Origin of the sequence: Pedobacter sp. KBW06, from assembly GCF_003852525.1 — a bacterium.
In the GTDB taxonomy this organism is placed as follows: Bacteria; Bacteroidota; Bacteroidia; order Sphingobacteriales; family Sphingobacteriaceae; genus Pedobacter.
In genome coordinates this window covers 1,510,884-1,532,219 of sequence record NZ_QAJL01000001.1, presented here as the reverse complement: position 1 = coordinate 1,532,219, position 21,336 = coordinate 1,510,884, and the positions used below count along the sequence as shown (strand labels likewise).

The following is a 21,336-nucleotide window of genomic DNA, read 5'->3' as shown; positions in this document are numbered from 1 at the left end:
GGTAAAAACCGTACATTTGCAATACATGTTATTTGCGGGGCACCCACTCGTTTTCAAGGATAAGGGGGTGTCTGCGGGTTATCAAATAGTTTTATAATTATTTGTCATCATGTGTTAAGCCCATCTCAGCGCGAACTGAGGTGGCTTTTTTTTTAGATGACCGTCGGGTGGGTTTTATTTACTGACGATGATCCTCCTTCCTTTAATGCTAAAATGGATGTTATTCGATCCTTCCATAATCTCCAGTATCTGGCTGAGGTTGTCGTGGCGCGCTACCGCGCCGCTGTAGGTATCTTCCGGCAGGCCTTTTTCAAAAACGACTTCGACATTGTACCAGCGTGAGATCTTCCGCATCACGCTTTTCAGGCTTTCATTCCTGAAGCGAAAATAACCGTCTTTCCAGGCCGTAACAGAACGGGTATCGGCCGGCAGAATTTTGATTTTCCCATCTGTTAATTCTGCCTGCTGGCCGGGCTTTAACATCCTGCTTGCTCCACGTTCTGATTTTAAGCGCACACTTCCTTCCAGTAAAGTGGTTTTTATACCGGTTTCGTCATGATAAGCATTGATATTGAAATGAGTACCCAATACTTCAACCTCTTGCCCTCGGGACCTGACGATGAAAGCATGCCTGCGGTCTTTGTAAATTTCAAAATAGGCTTCTCCGGAAAGCTGAACTATCCTGGTACTGCTGTTTTTGAAGGAGACGGGATATTTCAGCGAAGACGCGGCATTCAGCCATACCGTTGAGCCGTCGGGCAATCTGACGCGGTAGGTTTCCCCGTTGCTGGTTGTAAGTGTATGGAATCCGTGTGCCTGATCCTTTGAACCCATGACCTCGTAGACCAGTTCGCCATTGCTGGTTTTGGAAATGCTTAGGCCCGCTTCCTGTACCACTTGACCTGCCTGCTGATCTGAAAGGAAGATTTTTTTACCATTGGCTAAGGTCAGGCTTGCTGCCTGTCTGCCCGGACTGATCGCTTGCTGTTGCCTGGCAATTTCCGGTTCTTTTCGTCGTGCAGGTAAAAGGAGATAGCCAATGCTGAAAATGACTAAGATAGAAGCGGCAATACCGAGTGGTAAGCGCAAGCGTCGGAATAGGGGAGTCTGGTTGGTTGGAGGAGCTATTTTCAGCGCAATGTTTTCGGTCATCCTGGCGACTTCAGTTTCCAGCTCAGCCTGTGATAGCGGCTCAGCATCTTTCTGATACTGCAGGTACCAGCTCCCGATAAAATCCAGTTCCTGTGGTGTACATTCTCCTTTTCGGTATTTTTCGAGCAGTAGATCGAAGTCGGGTTTTTCCATAGCAGCCATTTGATTCCATTGAATACATCATCAATACAGATAAGTCGGCCGGACCATGCAGATGAAAATGAAAAAAAATTACGATGCCTTAGATATTGAAGAAAACCAGCAGGTAGGCAACAAGGGTTAAACGCGCCCTCAATATTTTCAGGGCATTGGCAATCTGTCGGTCTACTGTCGCTTCGGATATGCCCAATTGTAGTGAAATTTCTTTCCTGTTCAGGTGGGCCTTGCGGCTGAGTACAAATACTTCCTGCATTTTTGAAGGTAGGGCTTCTATTTCCCTGTCGATCAGCTCGGATAATTGCTGACTGCGTATACCGTGATCGGTAGGCGCATAGTCATCCCTGTAGTGCGCAGCCATAGCGTCAGTGTAGCGTGTCCGGACTTCCTTGCGGGCAAAGAGATTCAGGATCGCATTGCGAAGCGCGGTGTAGAGGTAGCCGGCCAGATTTGATTGCGCGTCTATACGTTCTCTCTTGTTCCATAGCGTAACAAAAACCTCCTGAACCACATCGCGTGCCTCCTCCCGGTCTGCCAATTTCTTGTAGGCATGGGCATACAACAAGAATTTATACCGGTCATAAATGAAAGTATAAGCCTGATGGTCACCCTCTTTTAAAAGCGAGGCCAGGTCGGTGTCAGTATAACTGCTATAGTCTGTCATCTTATGCGAAGACAAAGTTGAACAACATCTAATAATGCACTGTCGGGTATATATTATCAAATTATTAATTTAACAGTACCTGTTGCTAAGCTATCCCTTAGCGCTTATTGTCCATGTGCATGTTATCGTAAGTTGTCATGTAGAAGCGAACCGGCTGAAATGGGATTGTCAATAGGGTTGAGGCTTACCGTAATGTGATAGTGGCAATATGATTTGAATATGCGGTTAAATATCCTGAAGTGATTGCTTAATTTCTGAAATTTCTTTATGATTTTATTCATTAGATAGTTTGTTTGTATTGGGGTAAGCGATAGTTAATCAGATGAATGTGGAAATAATTTATGCTTTTATACATCCAAAAATAGCCTGGAGAAAAACAGCTCTTGTGGTTGTTTTGCTTGTTGTCGGATTAAAAGTGACGGCGCAGCAAATTCAGCATAAAATATCAGCTGATCAACGAAGACAGGAAGTTGAATTGATTAAAAAATCATTTATCAGCCTTCAGCCGGGACTATACGGTTATAATTCCCCGAACAGATCAACAGCTATTTTGATGAAATGCTTAAGAAGGTTTCCGGCACCATCAATGATCCTGAATATTTCAAAGAAAGCCTTCTGATATTGACCGGATATGGTCTGGTTGTCGCCTGCCCTGAAAAAGAAAAAACCTAACAGGTTGACTGTTAGGTTTTGCAAGGTGTTTAAACCTTTCGTGTACTCAGAGCGGGAATCGAACCCGCACGACTTTTAAGGTCACAGGATTTTAAGTCCTGCGTGTCTACCAGTTCCACCATCTGAGCAGGTGTTAACCTTTTAAATTAAATGCCTTCATGTAATGAAGGCATTTAGAGCGAAAGACGAGATTCGAACTCGCGACCCCGACCTTGGCAAGGTCGTGCTCTACCAACTGAGCTACTTTCGCATGATTTTGGTTTTAACATCATCCGATGTTGCCATTCTAGTAAAGTGTATTTTGTAATACCCTTTGTTTCGTTTGGGAATGCAAATATAGACACTTTTATTTTCCTGTCAAGTTTTTTTTATAAATAATTTGCATGTTTAGTATAAGTCGTTGGACTTCAATACTTCCATGATCAAATTATTTTCAAAACCTTTGCTCATGAGGTGGGTAATGAGCTTATTTCGTCTTTTGTAGGGATCTTTTTCAGTGATTGATGCTGACTTTTTCTCCGCAGAAACGAGGATAGCATTCAAATATTCATCATAATCTATCTTATTTAATGCTTTCAAAATCATTTTCTCCGGAACTTTTTTCAGTTTCAGCGCCTGTTTGATTTTGATCTTACCCCATTTTTTGATGTTAAACTTTCCGGAAACATAGGCCTGGGCAAACCTTTCTTCGTTCAAAAAGTTGGTGCTGATGAGTTCGGAGATCAATTCTTCCACCTCATCTTTGTGTAACCCGAATTCATAAAGCTTGTCACGAACTTCCTGCTGCGCGCGCTCCTGATAGGCACAATAATGCTCGGCCTTAAACAAAGCGGTCTTCTTATCCAGTCTGACGGTTTTTTTATCTGATGTTTCCAATGCTTACAATATTACATAATCAGCAGCAAGCAGGAGCATGAACTGAGTTGTTTTTGAGTAAAATTTAAACCAATGCCAGTGATGACCTTTGAATGTTGGTGGCCAGTTTCCCCAATTGCTGAAGCTTCTTCTCCAAAGCGGAGGTCCATGGCAAGCCAAAACTCAGTCGCATACAATGGTCAAACTGAGCCTGAAGTGTGAACATCCTTCCCGGAGCGATACTGATGTGCTGTTTCATCGCCTGCTGGTATAGGTCAACAGTGTTAACTGCCTTATCCAGTTCAACCCATAAGAAATAACCTCCCTGAGGCTGGCTCACCCTGGTGCCTTCCGGAAAATAATCGGCGATGGCGCCAATATATTTCCTGCTGTTATGGTATAGGGACTGACGTAATTTTCTCAGGTGATTTTCATAACGCCCATTTTTGAGAAAGATGGAAACCACTTCTGAGGTCAGGGGAGCAGAGGAGAGTGCATGGTATCTTTTAAGTTTCATCACCTGCTCTTTGAACTTTCCCGGAGCGATCCAGCCTACCCGGTAGCCGGGGGCCAGTGTTTTGGAAATGGAATTGCAATAGAGGACGAGGCCGCTTTCATCGTATGTTTTACAGGTTGTTGGCCTGTTGTTGCTAAAATAGAGGTCGCCATGAATGTCGTCTTCTATCAGCGGAACATGGTAATGTTCGAGTAGCCTGACCACTTCTTTCTTATGTTCATCCGGCATGGAGGAGCCACAGGGATTGTTAAAATTGCTTACAAAAAGACATACTTTGATTTTATTGCTGTCCAGTGCTTTTTTTAAAGCTTCGATTTCAATTCCGGTAATGGCATTGGTAGGGAGTTCCAGTACGTTCAGGCCGAGGTTTTTTGCCAGCTGTAAGATCCCAAAATAAGCCGGACTTTCTATAGCAATGGTATCGCCGGGATTGCTCACTGCCATCAGGGCATAGGAAATGGCGTTGATGCAGCCTGCAGTAGTGATCAGGTCTTTTTCTGTAAGGTCGGCACCCCAGCCAAAGGACCATTTCGCGATTTCCCTTCTCAGGTCTTCATTTCCCTGAGTCGGTTCATAGCTTGTACCACTGGCGGGTAAGCTGCGCATCGCCTGCATGAGCCCTTTATTTAGCCTGGCAATGGGTAAAAAGTCGTCATGTGGCATCCCCAGTGAAAAAAGGGTGTTTTTAGGGTCTTCCCGGTCCAGATAAACCTTGTTCACCAGGTCGTCCGGCGTCAGCAACCCATTTAATGCAGATGGGTTGCTCGTTTCAGGGATGGCCAGCCGCTTTATGGGTGGAATACAGACATAGTACCCGGAACGGGGACGGGTTTCAATTAAGGATCTGCTTTCCAGCTCATAGTAAGCCTGTGTCACCGTGTTCATGCTCAATCCCTGTTCCCTGCAGAGCATTCTTACGGAAGGCAGTTTATCACCTGCCTTCAAAACCTCATCTATGATTTGTTTTTCCAGCCTGTCAGCAATTTTCAGGTATAAAAACGGCTTGCTTTTTATATTCATCTCAGATAACTGTATTGATCAAATGTAATCAAATTGTATCTGTAGTGGTTCTTATCCTTTCAGATTAGCAGCTTTACTTTTTCATCTCATATTGATTCACAAAAGCTGCGAGGCCAATAGATTTTAAGAAGCTGATGGTCCCGGCTGCATTAGCATCTATATTTATCAAAGAGACCTCTGCCTTATTTTCATTAAAGATGTATTGAAACAGGGCGCTGCCCAATCCCTGATTTCTACATTCTTTTGCCACAGCGAACTGGGAGATCCGGTTGTTTTGTGGGTTGTAGCTGGCATAGGCAACCAGTTTTTCATCCAGATGAATCCCAATGCTGTTGTTTCCGCTGCCAATATTTTTTAAGGCAGTGATGGCATTTTGCCAGGAGGGTTGCCAATCCCAGAAAGATGCCCATTTGTCCCAGTCCATTTCTTTCAGCGCAAGGACGGCATATTGTTTTCTATCCTCCCGGATTTGCGGAATACCTTTAAAACAGATCAATGTTCTATTGAGTGTATAGCCAACGGATTCATAGCTTTTTATGGCAGGAATATTTTGTTCCAGCACTTCAAGATAGCAGTTCTTTACTCCGGCTGCCTCAAGGAAAGGTTGTATAAACTGGTACATTAATTTAGTAAGCTGCTGACCTCTTTTCGATGGGATAACCCCCGTTCCGGCATTGTAGGCTGCCTTTTCTCCATCTACAGGCGCAATCCCATGTAAGATAAAGCCGATTAGTCTTTCGGACTCAAAAGCCCCGGCTGAAAGACTGAGGTCTATAGAATCAGAGATTAATTTCCGCTCTAATTGTTCTTTGGTTAGCTGTAGTTTGACGAAATAATCTGAAAAAGATTCATTAAAGGTTTCCAGTAGAACCTCAGGAGATATGTTTTCCAGAGTTTTATATTTTAGCATATGATCTGTGTTTCCGTGTTGCTGGCTAAATTATATATTTCTCCTTAAAGGGGAGCTGAGGGAACTTCATGTTTTAAGATTTTTACATGCTTTGAGTCAGGCAGGAAACAGCTTGCAGTACGCCTCTATATTCACCCGGTTTTACCTCGTTGCTTACCCGCCTTTAACAGGCTTTTAAGGGGCTTGCACCGAGTATAGACCGAGTATAGAGCGTGGTTAGAGCCTGTATAGCCGGAAGCTGTTCCGGGGCGGTTCCGAACCTTGTTTTACCGGTGTATGGCCATACAGATTATAGGATTAATTTTAAATTGACTATACACACAAAATTGTTATTCCCGATGGGCTTATACAAGTTTGATTTTTCTTTGTTTATACTTTTCAGCCTTCCATCTTTTCTTGAGGATTCCCTGTTTAAGGTTCGCCTGTTCCGTTGTATGTCCGGTTCTGAGCGGAATTTTCAGTTTTGATGAATGGATTTGTAAAATCAAAAATGCGCTGCTGGTTTGACTTTGAAATCTATCTTTCTGATTTTTAAATAAATGATTGGAGATCTCCGGATACCTTAGATTTTTAATATAAATGCTTTAATTTTGAAACATGAGTAATGTCATCTACACGATTGATCATTTTGCGAAAATTCTTGATGCAAAATCCTATATTTCTAATCCGGAACTTAAAATTACCAGACTGGTAATTGACAGCAGAAGTGTCATAGATCCGGAAAGCTCCTTGTTCTTTGCGTTGAATGCAAAACGCGATGGTCATGAATATCTGGAAGATGCTTACGCAAATGGGATCAGAAGCTTTGTCATCAGTGACCCGGCCTATCTGAAAACCTTTACTGATGCCAATATTTTACTGGTGGCGGATGTGCTTGCTGCATTGCAAAGCCTGGCCATAACCCATCGGGAGCAGTATGATTTGAAGGTGATGGCCATCACGGGAAGTAACGGAAAAACCGTGGTTAAAGAATGGTTGTATCAATTGCTGGCAGCAGATTTCAATATTGTCAGAAGTCCGAAAAGCTTTAATTCTCAGATTGGGGTGCCTTTATCTGTATGGAACATCACTGAAGAACATACATTAGGGATTTTCGAGGCTGGAATCTCCAAAGAAAACGAGATGGAGGCGCTTCAGAAAATCATTCGTCCCACAATAGGGATTTTAACGAACCTGGGAGAGGCACATGCGGAAGGTTTTGCTTCTCAGAAAGACAAGCTCCTGGAAAAGTTAAAGCTTTTTAAAGATGCCGAAGTATTCATTTACTCCCCGGATTATACCCTTGGCCTTCCCACATCGGAATTGCCGGGGAAGACAAAATTTTCCTGGAGCATGAAGCAGAAGGCAGACCTTCAAATTTCTTTTATTGAGCCAATTGAAGACCGCAACTATATCAGGGCGATTTTTAAGGGAACAGAGATCGAGTGTTTGATTCCCTTCTCCGACAGGGCTTCGGTTGAAAACGGAATTATCTGCTGGGCCAGCTTATTGTCTATGGGCTACACTCCGGAAGAAGCTGATGCACGTTTAGAGAAACTAACCCGGGTGGGAATGCGGCTGGAATTGAAAAATGGCATCAATCAATGTTCTGTGATCGACGATTCCTATAGTGCTGATACCTCTTCACTGGCGATTGCACTGGATTTCCTTAACCTGCAAAATCAACACCCAAAGAAAACATTAATCCTGTCTGACTTACATGAAACAGGCAGAAATGAAGTCGAGCTTTATACTGAAATTGCGGCTTTGTTAAAACAGAAGAACCTGAACCGGCTCATCGGAATCGGCCCTCATATCTCTGCATCAGCAGCACTGTTTGATATGGAGACGGCTTTCTTTGAAAGTACACAGGATTTTATAGATCATTTTCCCGCGGTTCATTTCAGCAATGAAACCATCCTGGTAAAGGGGGCGAGGAAATTTGAATTTGAGCGGATCAGTAAGCTGATCACTCAGAAAGTACATGATACAGTGCTGGAAATTGACCTGAATGCGCTTGCCGGTAACCTTCAGTTTTACAGAAATAAGCTGAAACCAAAGGTGAAAATAATGGCAATGGTGAAAGCCTTCTCCTATGGAAGCGGCAGTTTTGAAATCGCAAATGTACTGCAGTACCATAAAGTCGATTACCTTGCTGTGGCCTACACCGATGAAGGTGTGGCCTTAAGAAAAGCAGGGATCACGATGCCAATTATGGTGATGAGCCCGGAGCCATCGGCTTTTGATGCCATCGTAAAATATAAACTGGAACCCGAGATATACAACCTGGACATTTTAAACAGCTTCATCGGTTTCCTTCCTGCCGATAGGTATGATTACCCGATTCACCTGAAAATAGATACCGGAATGCATCGTTTAGGCTTCAAAGAAGCAGACCTGGGCGAGCTGTTGGAAAACATCAATAACAGCAGAAAAGTCAAAGTGGTTTCGGCATTCTCCCATCTTGTTGGAAGTGAGGATGAACATCACGATGCATTTACGAAACACCAGATTGAAAGATTTAGTGCATTTGCGCAACAGATTTCGGAAGGTCTGGGGTATAAATTCATCTGGCACATCTCCAACACCTCGGGGATTACCCGTCATCCGGAAGCTCAGATGGATATGGTGAGGTTAGGAATAGGACTTTATGGCTATGACGGAGGGCTCCCAAAAAATCATGGGTTACAAACCGCCGTTGTGCTGAAAACTACCGTCACACAGGTGATAGAGGTCAAGCCAAATGAAACCATCGGATACGGGCGAAATGGGATTCTGCCCAATGGAGGAACAACGGCGACGGTAAAAATCGGGTATGCAGATGGCTATAACCGAAGATTTGGAAACGGCAGAGGTAAAATGCTGATTAACGGAAAGCTGGTGCCTACAATTGGCAGCATCTGCATGGACATGTGTATGTTAGACGTGACCGGAATCACCGTAAAAACAGGGGATGAGGTGATCGTTTTCAACGGAGAGCTGACCATCGCCGACCTGGCAGAACAAATAGAAACCATCCCTTATGAGATCTTAACAAATATTTCACAAAGGGTGAAACGGGTCTATTTTTATGAGTAGTTTTGCAGCATGAACAGAATTGGTAGGGCTTTTTTAAGGTACCTGATTAAAGGGCTCCTTATCGTATTGCCTATTGCGCTTAGTATTTTTATTGTAATCTGGGCTGTCACCACAGTAGACAGCTGGTTGAATGTGAACAATATTTTAGGTGTTGACCCAAGAACCGGAGCCAGCAGAAATATCCCCGGATTAGGACTGCTGCTCGTGATCTCCATTACACTCATCGCCGGAATCTTTGTCACCAATTTCGTAACTGAACCAATGTACAATTGGTTTACAAAAATACTGGACAGACTTCCCATCCTGAAATTCATCTATTCGTCGATAAAAGACCTGACTGAAGCCTTCGTAGGTGATGAGAAAAAATTCAATAACCCAGTGCTGGTAGAAGTAGAAGGTGACCTGAAACGGATCGGCTTCCTTACCCAAAGTGACCTTACAAATATCGGCCTTCCCGGAGAAGCTGTGGTGTATTTCCCATTCTCTTATTCTTTTGCCGGTCAGGTATACGTAGTGAAAAATGAAAAGATAAAACCGCTCAATATGAGTGCTGCCGATGCAATGAAGCTGGTGGTTTCAGGGGGCGTTAGTCATTTCTAGATCTCTAAGCTGTCATTAAACGCAGCCTAATGATAATTAAGTACAATCAGATAAAAACCATATAGTTATTCGTCTCCTCAAATCTTTTGCTGAAGGGCAAAATATTTGTATGTCGTCTCATAACCACATGGCTTTTATTTTAAATTAAGTTCCAAAATAAAGCTCCTGACCATTACGCATTAAAGAAGCCCTAAAAATCTACTGGAATGCTGCTGATGCGATAAGACGGGGTATTTCAGGCGGCTGTTAGTCATATTCCAAGGGAGATTAAACAAAACAAAAAGGATATGGTTATGAGGCGACATTCAAATGTTTTGCCCTTCAGCAAAAGATTTGAGGAGACGAATAATTATATCTTTTTTGTTGGACCTTAATTCCGGATTAAGCCCTCTATATGCGCCAAATAAAAAACGCCTTACCTAAGTAAAGCGTTACAAATAAAATAAAGCCTCCCCGAAAGATTAAAAATTCGGTTTCAGGACATACTTATCATAGAACCTGAAAATATGTTCTGCTGCTTCTTCAGCAGTATCCACTAACCTGAACAGGTTTAAATCTTCAGCATGGATATTGTGTTCTTTCTGTAGCATGGTGTTTTTGATCCAGTCTACCAGGCCACCCCAGTAATCCTTACCCACCAATACGATCGGGAACCTGGCAATCTTTCCGGTTTGAATCAGCGTAATCGCCTCGAAAAGCTCATCCATTGTTCCCATACCACCCGGTAAAACGACAAATCCCTGAGAATACTTCATAAACATGACCTTTCTGATAAAGAAGTAATCAAACTCCAATAACTTATTGTGGTCAATATATTTATTGTGAAACTGCTCAAATGGAAGGTCGATGTTTAAGCCTACTGACTTTCCACCGTTCATGTGTGCACCTTTATTTCCTGCTTCCATAATGCCGGGACCACCACCAGTGATGACACCGTAACCACGCTCAGTTAATAACCTGCCACATTCTACCGCGATCTCATAATACTTATTTGTTTCTGCTGTTCTTGCCGATCCGAAGATGGATACACAAGGGCCTATTTTTGCTAATTTCTCGAAGCCGTCTACGAATTCGGCCATTATTTTAAAGATCTGCCAAGAGTCAGTAACTTTTATCTCCTGCCAGTTTTTATTCTCAAACGCACTTCTTATTTTCTCTTCACTTGTCATTCTATAGATATTTAAGGTATTAAAATTTAGTTTGTAAATCTGTTTTTTTGCTGATCAGTAACAGCCCGATAAAGGTGATAAGCCCATTAACCAGAATCAGCTCGACACTGAACTTGTATCCTCCCAGTAAGGTAGCGGAGTTTGCATTCAGGAGGTAACATAACGCTGGTGAAATGATACATATTAAAGGTACTAATTTATCATGAAGTCCTCTTTTTCGAACAAAAAGACCAAAGCTATACAGACCAAGAAGTGGGCCATAAGTATAGGATGCAACTTTAAAGATGCCTTTTACTACCGATTCATCATTAAATGCATTGAATATAATGATCACAACAAACATTAATAATGAAAAAGCAACATGGACCATATGTCTTTTGCTGACTGCCGCTTTGGATTTCTTCTCCGCCGCCTCTTTAAGCAGGCGATCTGAGGCAACACTTGATTCTGCTTTTGTGTTTTCGGAAACAACAGGAGCACTTTCTTTATCCATGTGGAGAAAATCTACACAGAATGAGGTAGTTAATGCTGTTAATGCCGAGTCTGTTGTCGCAAAAGTCGCCGCAGTTAAGCCCAGCATAAAAACGATTGCGGGGATCACACTCAGGTGGTTTAATGCAATTTCAGGAAAAAGAAAGTCCGTTCTTGGTTTGCCGGTAACATGGTCCAAAGGAATTTCAATTCCGTTTTTAGTGGCGTATATATAAAGTAAAGCACCTACTGATAAAAAGAAGATATTCAGTACAACGAAGACTCCGGTAAAGGTGAACATGTTTTTCTGAGCTTCGCCAATCGTTTTCATGCTCAGGTTTTTCTGCATCAGGTCCTGATCCAGCCCGGTCATGGCAATGGTGACGAATATCCCGCCAATCAGCTGTTTACTGAAATAGAAATCGCTGGTGAGGAAGTTTTCGTAGAAAAAGATTTTGGAATAACCGCTGTTTTTTATCGATTCAAAGGCCGTAGGAATGTCCATATTCAGGCTGCTGCAAATGAAATACAGCGTCAGAAATACGGATAATACCAGGAAGAACGTTTGCAGGGTATCGGTAATGATGATGGTTTTTAGTCCGCCTTTGAAGGTATATGACCAGATCAGTCCCAGCGAAATCAGTACGGTTGCCCAGAAAGGAATGCCGTAACTGTCAAATATAAAACGTTGTAATACAATGACTACGAGGTATAAACGGAAAGCGGAGCCTATGGTTCTGGAGATCAGGAAAATAGAAGCTGCGGTTTTATAACTGTAGAAACCCAGCCTTTGTTCGATATAACTGTAAATCGAAGTGAGCCTCATCCGGTAATAGAGGGGCAGGAGTACGGTTGCGATAATGATAAAACCAATGGCATTGCCGAGCACAAACTGGAAATATTGAAACTGGTTCCCTGAGGGGGCACCAACTTCTCCGGGAACGGAAATGAAAGTTACACCGGATAATGCGGTTCCAATCATTCCAAAGGCTACGAGGTACCATTTTGAGTTTCTGTTTGCAATGAAAAATGTAGCGTTATCAGATGATTTCTTCGATGTTGCAAACGCAATAATGATCAGGATCAGAAAGTAACCAATTAAAAAAGACAGAAGTATAGCTGGGCTCATAGTATGTTTTTAGCAGCTAAATGTAAGAAAATCAAATTTTAAAAATCAAATAACGGAAGATAAATATAAATTTGTAAGATGAACTTTTCTTCTAAACTTCTTGAAGACGCTGTCAATGAATTTTCAAAGTTGCCAGGAGTTGGACAAAAGACCGCATTACGCTTAGTATTGCATTTATTGAATAAGGAGCAGGAAGAGGTCTCGAACTTCGGAAATGCCATTATCAGACTCCGTCAGGAGATTAAACACTGTACCGTTTGTCATAATATCTCTGATCAGCACATTTGCGAGATCTGTACTGCCAATAAGCGGGACAAAGAAGTGATCTGTGTGGTGGAAGATACCCGTGATGTCATGGCAGTAGAGAATACAGGTCAGTATTTTGGGGTTTACCATGTGCTGGGGGGCCTGATCTCTCCAATGGACGGCATAGGACCCTCCGATCTTTTTATTGACTCTCTGGTGCAGCGCGTTGCGACCACGCCGGTAAAAGAGGTGATCCTGGCCCTGAGTGCAACGATGGAAGGAGATACCACGCTCTTTTATTTATACAAACGCCTTAAAGATTTCCAGATTCCAATCACAACGATTGCACGTGGAATTGCTTTTGGCGGTGAACTCGAGTATGCAGATGAAATCACTTTAGGCCGCTCTATCGTAACCAGGGTGCCTTATGAAAACTCATTAATCAAATAACCTACATGGATTTTAAGAATAAGGTAGTCATCATTACCGGTGCATCTTCCGGTATAGGAAAGGCTTGTGCCGAAGAATTTGCAAAACGCGGTGCCCATCTGGTGCTCGCTGCCAGACAATATGTAACCCTCTGCGAAATTACTGCCGACCTGGAAAACAGGTATGGCATCCGTGCAGTGGCAGTACAGGCTGATGTGAGCAAAGAACACGATTGTGAAGTACTGATCAAACAGGCCCTGGTCACTTTCGATAAAATCGATATCCTGGTCAACAATGCGGGATTATCCATGCGTGCCTTATTCGATGACCTGGACCTTTCTGTCCTGAAAAACCTGATGGATGTGAATTTCTGGGGCACAGTATATTGTACAAAATATGCTTTACCGGAAATTCTGAAAACCAAAGGCAGTATAATTGGCGTATCTTCCATTGCAGGTTATCGTGGATTACCCGGAAGAACAGGTTACTCCGCCTCTAAATTTGCCATGAATGGCTTTATGGAAGCACTGAGGACCGAACTTTTAAAAACAGGAGTGCATGTGATGGTGGCTTGCCCCGGATTTACCGCTTCAAATATCCGTGTGACTGCTTTAGCTAAAGATGGCTCTTCACATGGGGAAACGAGTATGGAAGAAGGGAAAATGATGACCGCCGATGAGGTTGCCGGCCGTATTGTAGATGGAATTGCAGGAAGAAAACGCACTTTGATCATGACAGGCCAGGGAAAATTAACGGTGTGGATCAATAAATTGTTACCTGCATTGGCGGATAAACTGGTGTTTAACCACTTTACAAAAGAAAAGAACGCATTGATTAAATAGAAAATGAAAACCAGGTTGTTACTGACGTTACTCGCTTTTACTTCCTCGATATTCACTTTGTCTGCAAAGGTTAAAGTGGCAAAGGATATTGACTACGGTTCTGATAAGGGAAAAATCAGCAATCAACTCAATGTCTATTATTCGGCAGGTCCGGAAAAAATGAAAGATGTACTGATCTTTATTCATGGCGGTTCCTGGAGCAGCGGAAAGAAAGAGACCTATTGGTGGCTGGGACGGAACTTCGCAAGAAAAGGCCTGGTGACGGTGGTCATTAATTATGGCCTGGCACCGGATCAGCAATATGGGCAAATGGCCGCAGATTGTGCCAATGCAGTGAAATGGGTGTCGGATCATATCGCCGATTATGGCGGAAATCCCGAACGCATCTTTCTGATGGGGCATTCTGCAGGTGGGCACCTGGCAGAATTGATCAATGCCGATCCGCAATACTTAAAGAACGCCGGGTTTAAAGGAAAGATCAGTGGGGTGATTTTAAATGATGCTTTTGGCCTGGATATGAACGAATACCTGAGTAAAGCAGTGCATGATGATAATTACCACAATTTCCTCCGCACCTTTACCAGTAATCCTGAGGTATGGACTAAGGCTTCTCCGTTAAATTATAAGGAAAACATTCATAACCCTCATTTGATCTTATGTGGGGAGAAAACTTATCCCGCGATCTGGGACCAGTCAAATCTATTGTGTAATCAGCTAACCAAACGACAGGTATTCTTTGAACTACACCTGATTAGTAAAAAAAAGCATGTCGGTATGATCAGTCAGATGATTTTCGGAAGTAATCCACTTTATAAGACCATTCTGACTTTTATAGCAGGGCATTAGTGTCCAAGGTCTTTCTCTACCAACAGGGATTCCGCTCTTGCTTAATATCTCAGTCTTTTCTGTATCAATAAATGTAGAGATTCCTCAAAGGCAGAAATCTTTGCGCTGAAGGGCGCAAATCTTTCTATGCCTTTTCTGAACTCCACATTTATTGGAGAAATCCTGCACAGAATTAAGGTTCGCTCCATAGGCTAAACCTCGACCCGGGTATTATTTCAGGAGCGTATCGGTTGGATATGGATTTCAATTGGATGATCTGGAGAATTTTCATTCAATCGATCTGTTAAACGTTGCTGTTGAATATGAATTTCAGTTGGATGATCTGGAGAATAGGGCCTTTGATTGATTGATTGATTGATTGATTGATTGATTAACAGGTTGCATAATTGAGCGTTGTGAAGGGTAAGTCGCTCAATTGCATCATGCGAAGGAGCAAAATTTTTTAAACAAAAATGTCCCTCTGCTTTGAAGACATTCGAATATTTGCCCTTCAGCAAAGATTCGGGGATGAAAAGGAGATGGGATATTTTTGTAGCACTTAATTTCTCTGGCCTTGAATCAGCCAAATAACCTTAAGTGGAAGCAGAAACCTCAATCATTTCTGTCTTGCCGATTCTGGAAAGATCAAGCGTGGTCCGTCCGCTGTTGTCTCTGGAGAAAATACTGGAGAACTTAGCATTGTGTATAATGTCCTCATCGCGGTAGGAGGTTCTGGTATGTACCGTTTGAGAGAAGGTGTCGTCGAAAGCCTTTAACAAGACCAGAATTTCTACTTCTGCATCGGCAAGCTCTTCTGCTGTTTTTTCAAAAATGGGACTGTGCTCGTCAATGGGATGAACAACGGTCCAGCTTAAACTCAGCAATCCGATTTTTGATCTTTCCAGGTCTAAGGGGTAAAACCTCCTGATCTTTTTTTCCTCAACCAGCTCATTATAAGACATTACAACCTGAACCTCAATCTCTATAAGCTGGTTGTTTCTTAGATTGGCAAGTCTGAACATCAGTCCTTTAATTCCTTTATAAGGGGCGATAACCATGTTTGGGCTGTAAACTACTTTTGCGGTAGGCCTTGAAAAGCGGCCATACAATAAACCTGTGGCCAGGGCAAATGCAAGCAGGCCGAGCATAGATTCAAAAGCGGCAAGGCAACTCGTGGCAAAGCCATCCGGGCTGATATGGCCATAGCCTACGGTAGAAATGGTTTGAGCTGAAAAGAAGAAAGCGTCAAAGAAATGATCTCTGGGACTGATGCCGTCGGCTCCTTTAAGGTGTTCAATTCCAATGGATACATACAAAGTGGCAAAGAGGGTATTCACAACGAGGTAGGCCAGGAAGATGATGAACAGGAATTTCTTCCAGGACATGGAAATCAGCCAGTTATAAGTGTCGGAACTTCTGAAAATGGGAAGGCCGGTCCGCCGGACGTTGGAAGAACCATCAGCATTCATTAATCTTTGATTCTCGCTAACAGGTTGTGTACCAAAGCCTAAATCATCATCTATCTGTGATTTCCGTTTAAATAATGCCATAATTTCTTACTAATTTCAAGAAAAATTTTGCAATTATTAAAAACTATTCCATCTTTGCTTAGATGATACAAACAAACGGACTTAATCTTTGGTGGTGGCACAACGCATTAGCGTAGTGTAACCCCTATTTGGAACGTTTTATTTTACATAAAAATATTTTGAGGGTTGCTTAGGGCAACCTTTTTTGTTTTATACCCATGAAGAAAATACTCAACCACTTATTTGAAAACAAGACCTTCAGCAGAGCTGAAGCACAGCGAATTCTGACTTCCATTGCTTTGGGTGAGTTTAATACCTCCCAGATCGCTGCTTTTATTACAGTTTACGGGATGCGTAACATTACGGTGGAAGAGTTACAAGGCTTCCGTGATGCCATGCTGGACTTATGCGTAAAGCTGGATTTCTCCAATCATGAACTGATCGATCTGTGTGGAACAGGTGGTGATGGAAAAGATACTTTTAACATTTCTACACTGGCTTCCTTTGTGGTGGCGGGATCAGGACATAAAGTGGCCAAGCATGGTAACTATGGTGTTTCTTCGGGCTGCGGATCTTCCAATGTAATGGAGTATCTGGGTTATCAGTTTACAAGTGATCAGGATGTGCTGAAAAGAAGCCTTGACAAATCGGGGATTTGCTTTATCCATGCGCCTTTGTTTAACCCGGCGATGAAAACGGTAGCGCCGATCCGTAAGGAACTGGGAGTGAAAACCTTCTTCAATATGCTGGGCCCAATGTGTAATCCGGCACAACCGAAAAACCAGTTGGTTGGGGTGTTTAGTCTGGAGCTTGCACGTTTGTATGCCTACCTGTATCAGGATACAGATAAGAATTACACAATTCTTCATGCGGTAGATGGCTTTGATGAGGTTTCTTTAACCTGCGATTTTAAGACCTTCAGCAAAAACGGGGAAGCCTTGAGAAAGGTATCTGACCTTGGCTTTGAAGAGATTGACGAGCAATTGATTAAAGGTGGAGATACGGTAGCTTCTTCCGCAGAGATATTTATGAAAGTCCTGAACGGGGAAGGAGAGAATGAGCAGAATAATGTGGTATTGTGTAATGCGGCATTGGCGATCCAAACGATAGACAGCAGTAAAACCTTTGCAGATTGCTTCTATGAAGCGGAGGAATCTTTATTCAGCAAGAGGGCATTGAATACTTTTAAAAGTTTGTTGTCCTGATGAAGCAGGTACAATTGAAAATATGTGGTATGCTGCATCCGGAAAACATTGCGGAAGTGGCGGCACTGGAACCGGATTATCTGGGCTTTATTTTTTTTAAAGGCTCCAAAAGATATGCCGGTGAGTTAGATCCGGAAGTGGTTAAAGCCTTGCCTGAACAGATCCGGAGGACTGGCGTTTTTGTAAATGAAGATGCGCAGGTAGTACTGGAGCTGGTTTTTCAATACGGACTGAATGCAGTGCAGCTGCACGGGGCCGAAAGTCCGGAGTATTGCAGGGAGGTCGCTCAATATGTTAAAGACAAGCAACCGGAGTTTAAAGTGATCAAATCTTTTGGCATCAATGTCGATTTTGATTTCCGGCAACTGGAGGCCTATCTGGGAGTGGTAGATTACTTTTTGTTTGATACCCAAACACCCGATCATGGGGGCTCAGGGAAGAAGTTCGATTGGAGCCTGCTGGACAAATATAAGCTCGATGTCCCTTATTTTTTGAGTGGGGGAATCGGACCGGAAAGTGCAGAAGCCTTGAATGAGATCAGCGACCCGCGACTGTCTGCGATCGACATCAACAGCAGGTTTGAACTGGAGCCGGGATTGAAAGATGCGGGTAAATTGAAAGAATTTAAACACAAGTTGTCCTGATGCCCGATGGCAATTCAGGGAATATTAAGGAACAGAAAAGCGTTATTAGCTGCCATGGATAACGGAATACTAAAGAAATAAGAACAGGATTATGAACTATTTTGTAAATGAGAAGGGTTATTTTGGAGATTTCGGAGGAGCGTACATTCCCGAGATGTTATATCCCAATGTGGAAGAACTGAGAACCAATTATCTGAAAATTATTGAAGATGAAGACTTTCAAAAGGAGTTTCATCAGCTGCTGAAGGACTATGTCGGAAGGCCTTCTCCTTTGTATCTGGCAAAGCGTTTATCGCAGCGCTACAATGCAAACATCTTCCTGAAAAGAGAAGACCTGAACCATACCGGTGCACATAAGATCAACAATACCATCGGTCAGATTTTACTGGCAGAACGATTGGGAAAAAAACGCATCATTGCAGAAACAGGAGCAGGACAGCATGGGGTGGCAACAGCTACGGTTTGTGCCTTGCGTGGCCTGGAATGTGTGGTGTATATGGGAGAGATCGACATTCAGCGTCAGGCGCCCAATGTAGCGAGAATGAAAATGCTCGGTGCTACGGTGGTTCCTGCAACCTCAGGCAGTAAAACACTGAAAGATGCGACCAATGAAGCCATGCGCGACTGGATCAATAATCCCATCGATACCCATTACATTATCGGTTCTGTGGTAGGCCCGCATCCCTATCCGGATATGGTAGCCCTGTTTCAATCGATCATTTCCGAGGAAACAAAAAAACAATTAATTGAGCAGACCGGAAATGACCAGCCTGATTATGTGCTGGCCTGTGTGGGTGGCGGAAGTAATGCCATGGGAATGTTCTATCATTTTATTAATGATGAAAACGTGAAACTGGTTGCTGTAGAGGCGGCAGGAAAAGGCGTAGACAGCGGACATTCTGCCGCAACAACTTCATTAGGAAAAGAAGGTGTTTTACACGGCAGCAGAAGCATCCTGATGCAAACGGAAGATGGACAGGTGATTGAACCTTATTCGGTCTCCGCAGGTCTGGATTACCCTGGAATAGGCCCTCAGCATGCACATTTGTTTAAGACTTTAAGAGGGGAGTATGTATCGGTAACGGACGATGAGTCTTTACAGGCAGGCTTGCTGCTGACACAGCTGGAAGGAATTATCCCGGCGATTGAAAGCGCGCACGCCCTGGCGTATTTAGAGAAAATGAAGTTTACAGGTAAGGAAAATGTAGTCGTTTGTTTGTCCGGAAGGGGAGATAAAGACATGGATACCTATATGAAGTATTTTGGTTTATAAGAAGAGCAATGAACAGAATTAATAAGTTATTTCAGGAGAAAAAAAATATATTATCCATCTATTATACTGCAGGATACCCAAACTTAGGTGATACCGTAGCGATTGCAGAAGAGTTGGAGAGGTCGGGCGCAGACTTACTGGAAATCGGTTTTCCGTATTCTGATCCGGTAGCGGATGGCCCGGTGATTCAGGCGAGCAGCAAGACTGCCCTGGATGGAGGAATGACGCTTAAACTGCTGTTTGAGCAATTGAAAGACCTTCGTAAAACAGTGAACATTCCGGTATTGCTAATGGGCTACGTAAACCCGATGTTGCAATATGGGGTTGAGAATTTTTGTAAGTCATGCGCGGAAGTGGGCGTAGATGGATGTATCGTTCCGGATCTTCCAATGGTTGAGTATGAAGAGTTGTACAGTGGCGTATTTGAAGCAAATGGACTGACCAATATCTTCCTCGTGACCCCGCAGACTTCTACGGAGAGGATCCGTAAGATCGACGGACTCAGCAATGGCTTCATTTATCTGCTTTCTTCTTCGGCCACTACGGGACAAAACCTGCAGGTATCGGAAAATACAGAGGCCTATTTCTCGAGAATCGCGGAGATGAAGCTCAATAACCCAACGATGATCGGCTTTGGCATCAGCAGTAAGGAGACCTTTGATAAGGCTTGTCAGTATGCAAATGGTGCCATTATCGGCAGTGCCTTTGTGAAAAGCCTGAAATCAGGTAAGGTAACCGACAGCGTGAAGGATTTTATGAAAACCTTTAAGCCGTAACTTCTTCTTTCGTGTTTTTGATGGATTTAAGGTAGATAAAGCCAATTAATCCGGCAATGATAGAAGCGCAAAGGATGGCGAATTTAGCCTCCGTTACATGCATCTCGTCGCTGAAAGACAATAGGGAAATAAAAATAGACATGGTGAATCCAATTCCGGCAAGCATCCCCAATCCAATGATGTGTTTCCAGCCGGACCTTGAAGGTAAGGTGCCTAGCTTTAGCTTCACTGCCAGCCATGAAAATAGCGTAACCCCTATTGTTTTTCCGGCAAAGAGACCTAGAATAATCCCTGCTCCCAAGGGGGAAACCAGGCCACCAAGCATCTCTTTCTGAAAGGTGATATTGGTATTTGCCAAAGCAAAGATGGGCATGATAAAATAGTTTACCGGTCCGTTCAGCAGGTGTTCCAGTTTTTCCAGCGGTGATTCTACATTGGTGGCATTACAAGGGATAGTAAAGGCCAGCAATACACCTGCAATCGTAGCGTGGATTCCCGAATGGTGGATGAAGTACCATAAAAAGATTCCCGGGATCAGGTAGAAAAATAATGGCTTTATATTGAAGAAATTAAATACAAACAGCAATGCCAGGACGCCTGCAGCCATTAACAGGTAGTCAAAATGAACTTCATTGGTGTAAAATACGGCAATCACGAGGATCGCACCAAGGTCGTCAACAATGGCCAGTGCAGCCATAAAGATCTTTAAGGAAGTAGGGACACTTTTGCCTAACATGGAAATGATGGCGAGTGCAAAAGCGATATCAGTTGCCATTGGGATTCCCCATCCCGAAGCTGTCGGCGTATTGTGGTTAAAAGCAAAATAGATCAGTGCAGGAACGAGCATTCCACCCAATGCCGCAATTACCGGTAAGGAGGCCTTCTTGAGCGAGGATAACTCTCCCTCCAGCATTTCCCTTTTAATTTCCAGTCCTACCAACAGGAAAAATACGGCCATCAGGGCATCATTGATCCAGGCAGAAACGGTAAAAGAATAGCTGCTGCCGCCAAAGGTAATCCCTAAATCTGTGGCTAAAAGATTGGCGAATCCTTCACTATAGGAGGAATTTGCAATAAATAAAGAGATGGCAACACAAACCATGAGGATGATGCCCCCGATTTGTCCTGAACGAATAAAATCTCTGAACGCTTGTAAATTGAATAGTTTCGACATGTGTTAAAGATACCATTCAAG

19 protein-coding genes and 2 tRNA genes are annotated in these 21,336 nt (G+C 43.1%); 9 read left to right on the top strand and 12 right to left on the bottom strand.

The genetic code is table 11. From position 1 onward, the window contains the following. Positions 1–174: 174 nt before the first annotated feature. The 8 genes from DBR43_RS06040 to DBR43_RS06010 form a co-directional block, all read right to left on the bottom strand. Positions 175–1,305 (bottom strand): FecR family protein, encoded by a 1,131-nt coding sequence (locus DBR43_RS06040; protein ID WP_158622441.1) that lies wholly within the window; start codon positions 1,303–1,305, stop codon positions 175–177. 88 nt (positions 1,306–1,393) lie between these two features. Then, positions 1,394–1,972 (bottom strand): RNA polymerase sigma factor, encoded by a 579-nt coding sequence (locus DBR43_RS06035; RefSeq protein WP_124578859.1) that lies wholly within the window; start codon positions 1,970–1,972, stop codon positions 1,394–1,396. A gap of 519 nt (positions 1,973–2,491) precedes the next feature. Next, on the bottom strand, positions 2,492–2,668 hold the full coding sequence (locus tag DBR43_RS32895; protein ID WP_158622440.1) for a hypothetical protein: 177 nt from the start codon (positions 2,666–2,668) through the stop codon (positions 2,492–2,494). A 19-nt stretch (positions 2,669–2,687) separates the two neighbouring features. Beyond that, positions 2,688–2,772 (bottom strand) — tRNA-Leu (locus tag DBR43_RS06030). A 49-nt stretch (positions 2,773–2,821) separates the two neighbouring features. Beyond that, a tRNA-Gly gene (locus DBR43_RS06025) sits at positions 2,822–2,894 on the bottom strand. A gap of 137 nt (positions 2,895–3,031) precedes the next feature. After that, positions 3,032–3,520, bottom strand: a complete 489-nt coding sequence (locus DBR43_RS06020) for a regulatory protein RecX (RefSeq protein ID WP_124578857.1) — start codon at positions 3,518–3,520, stop codon at positions 3,032–3,034. A gap of 64 nt (positions 3,521–3,584) precedes the next feature. After that, positions 3,585–5,036: a PLP-dependent aminotransferase family protein gene (locus tag DBR43_RS06015; RefSeq protein ID WP_199756965.1), complete on the bottom strand. Its 1,452-nt coding sequence runs from the start codon at positions 5,034–5,036 to the stop codon at positions 3,585–3,587. Positions 5,037–5,109: 73 nt separating this feature from the next. Further along, positions 5,110–5,946 (bottom strand): GNAT family N-acetyltransferase, encoded by an 837-nt coding sequence (locus DBR43_RS06010; protein ID WP_124578856.1) that lies wholly within the window; start codon positions 5,944–5,946, stop codon positions 5,110–5,112. Between the two features lie 597 nt (positions 5,947–6,543). On the opposite strand from DBR43_RS06010, the gene DBR43_RS06005 reads away from it, so the two are divergent. Beyond that, the gene (locus DBR43_RS06005; protein WP_124578854.1) at positions 6,544–9,003 is read left to right on the top strand and encodes a bifunctional UDP-N-acetylmuramoyl-tripeptide:D-alanyl-D-alanine ligase/alanine racemase; all 2,460 of its coding nucleotides are present in this window, start codon (positions 6,544–6,546) and stop codon (positions 9,001–9,003) included. 9 nt (positions 9,004–9,012) lie between these two features. Beyond that, positions 9,013–9,603 (top strand): DUF502 domain-containing protein, encoded by a 591-nt coding sequence (locus tag DBR43_RS06000; RefSeq protein ID WP_124578852.1) that lies wholly within the window; start codon positions 9,013–9,015, stop codon positions 9,601–9,603. A gap of 461 nt (positions 9,604–10,064) precedes the next feature. Here the strand turns inward: DBR43_RS06000 and DBR43_RS05995 are convergent, their stop codons facing one another. Beyond that, on the bottom strand, positions 10,065–10,772 hold the full coding sequence (locus DBR43_RS05995) for a TIGR00730 family Rossman fold protein (RefSeq protein WP_073231079.1): 708 nt from the start codon (positions 10,770–10,772) through the stop codon (positions 10,065–10,067). A gap of 19 nt (positions 10,773–10,791) precedes the next feature. Beyond that, positions 10,792–12,372, bottom strand: a complete 1,581-nt coding sequence (locus DBR43_RS05990; protein ID WP_124578851.1) for a sodium:solute symporter — start codon at positions 12,370–12,372, stop codon at positions 10,792–10,794. Positions 12,373–12,450: 78 nt separating this feature from the next. Between DBR43_RS05990 and recR the strand changes: the two genes are divergently transcribed. The 3 genes from recR to DBR43_RS05975 are packed head-to-tail and all read left to right on the top strand — an operon-like array spanning position 12,451 to position 14,735. Further along, complete coding sequence (gene recR, locus DBR43_RS05985; protein ID WP_124578849.1) at positions 12,451–13,068, top strand: recombination mediator RecR; 618 nt, start codon at positions 12,451–12,453, stop codon at positions 13,066–13,068. Between the two features lie 5 nt (positions 13,069–13,073). After that, complete coding sequence (locus DBR43_RS05980) at positions 13,074–13,889, top strand: SDR family oxidoreductase (protein WP_124578847.1); 816 nt, start codon at positions 13,074–13,076, stop codon at positions 13,887–13,889. A gap of 3 nt (positions 13,890–13,892) precedes the next feature. Then, entirely contained in the window at positions 13,893–14,735 is an 843-nt protein-coding gene (locus DBR43_RS05975) for an alpha/beta hydrolase (protein WP_124578845.1), read from the top strand. Positions 14,736–15,307: 572 nt separating this feature from the next. On the opposite strand, the gene DBR43_RS05970 is transcribed toward DBR43_RS05975, so the two are convergent. Continuing rightward, entirely contained in the window at positions 15,308–16,264 is a 957-nt protein-coding gene (locus DBR43_RS05970) for an ion channel (protein ID WP_124578843.1), read from the bottom strand. A 197-nt stretch (positions 16,265–16,461) separates the two neighbouring features. Between DBR43_RS05970 and trpD the strand changes: the two genes are divergently transcribed. The 4 genes from trpD to trpA all read left to right on the top strand — a co-directional run bounded on the left by trpD (position 16,462) and on the right by trpA (position 20,141). After that, positions 16,462–17,448, top strand: a complete 987-nt coding sequence (trpD, locus tag DBR43_RS05965; RefSeq protein WP_124578841.1) for an anthranilate phosphoribosyltransferase — start codon at positions 16,462–16,464, stop codon at positions 17,446–17,448. Then, positions 17,448–18,092 (top strand): phosphoribosylanthranilate isomerase, encoded by a 645-nt coding sequence (locus DBR43_RS05960; RefSeq protein ID WP_124578839.1) that lies wholly within the window; start codon positions 17,448–17,450, stop codon positions 18,090–18,092. The genes trpD and DBR43_RS05960 overlap by 1 nt, the downstream gene beginning before the upstream one ends. Positions 18,093–18,183: 91 nt before the next feature. Next, on the top strand, positions 18,184–19,365 hold the full coding sequence (gene trpB, locus DBR43_RS05955) for a tryptophan synthase subunit beta (RefSeq protein WP_199756964.1): 1,182 nt from the start codon (positions 18,184–18,186) through the stop codon (positions 19,363–19,365). A gap of 8 nt (positions 19,366–19,373) precedes the next feature. Then, on the top strand, positions 19,374–20,141 hold the full coding sequence (gene trpA, locus DBR43_RS05950) for a tryptophan synthase subunit alpha (protein WP_124578835.1): 768 nt from the start codon (positions 19,374–19,376) through the stop codon (positions 20,139–20,141). Here trpA and nhaA read toward each other — a convergent pair. Continuing rightward, positions 20,131–21,315, bottom strand: coding sequence for a Na+/H+ antiporter NhaA (nhaA, locus tag DBR43_RS05945; protein WP_124578833.1), 1,185 nt, complete (start codon positions 21,313–21,315; stop codon positions 20,131–20,133). The two genes, trpA and nhaA, sit on opposite strands and share 11 nt — an antisense overlap. Between the last annotated feature and the right edge of the window lie 21 nt (positions 21,316–21,336).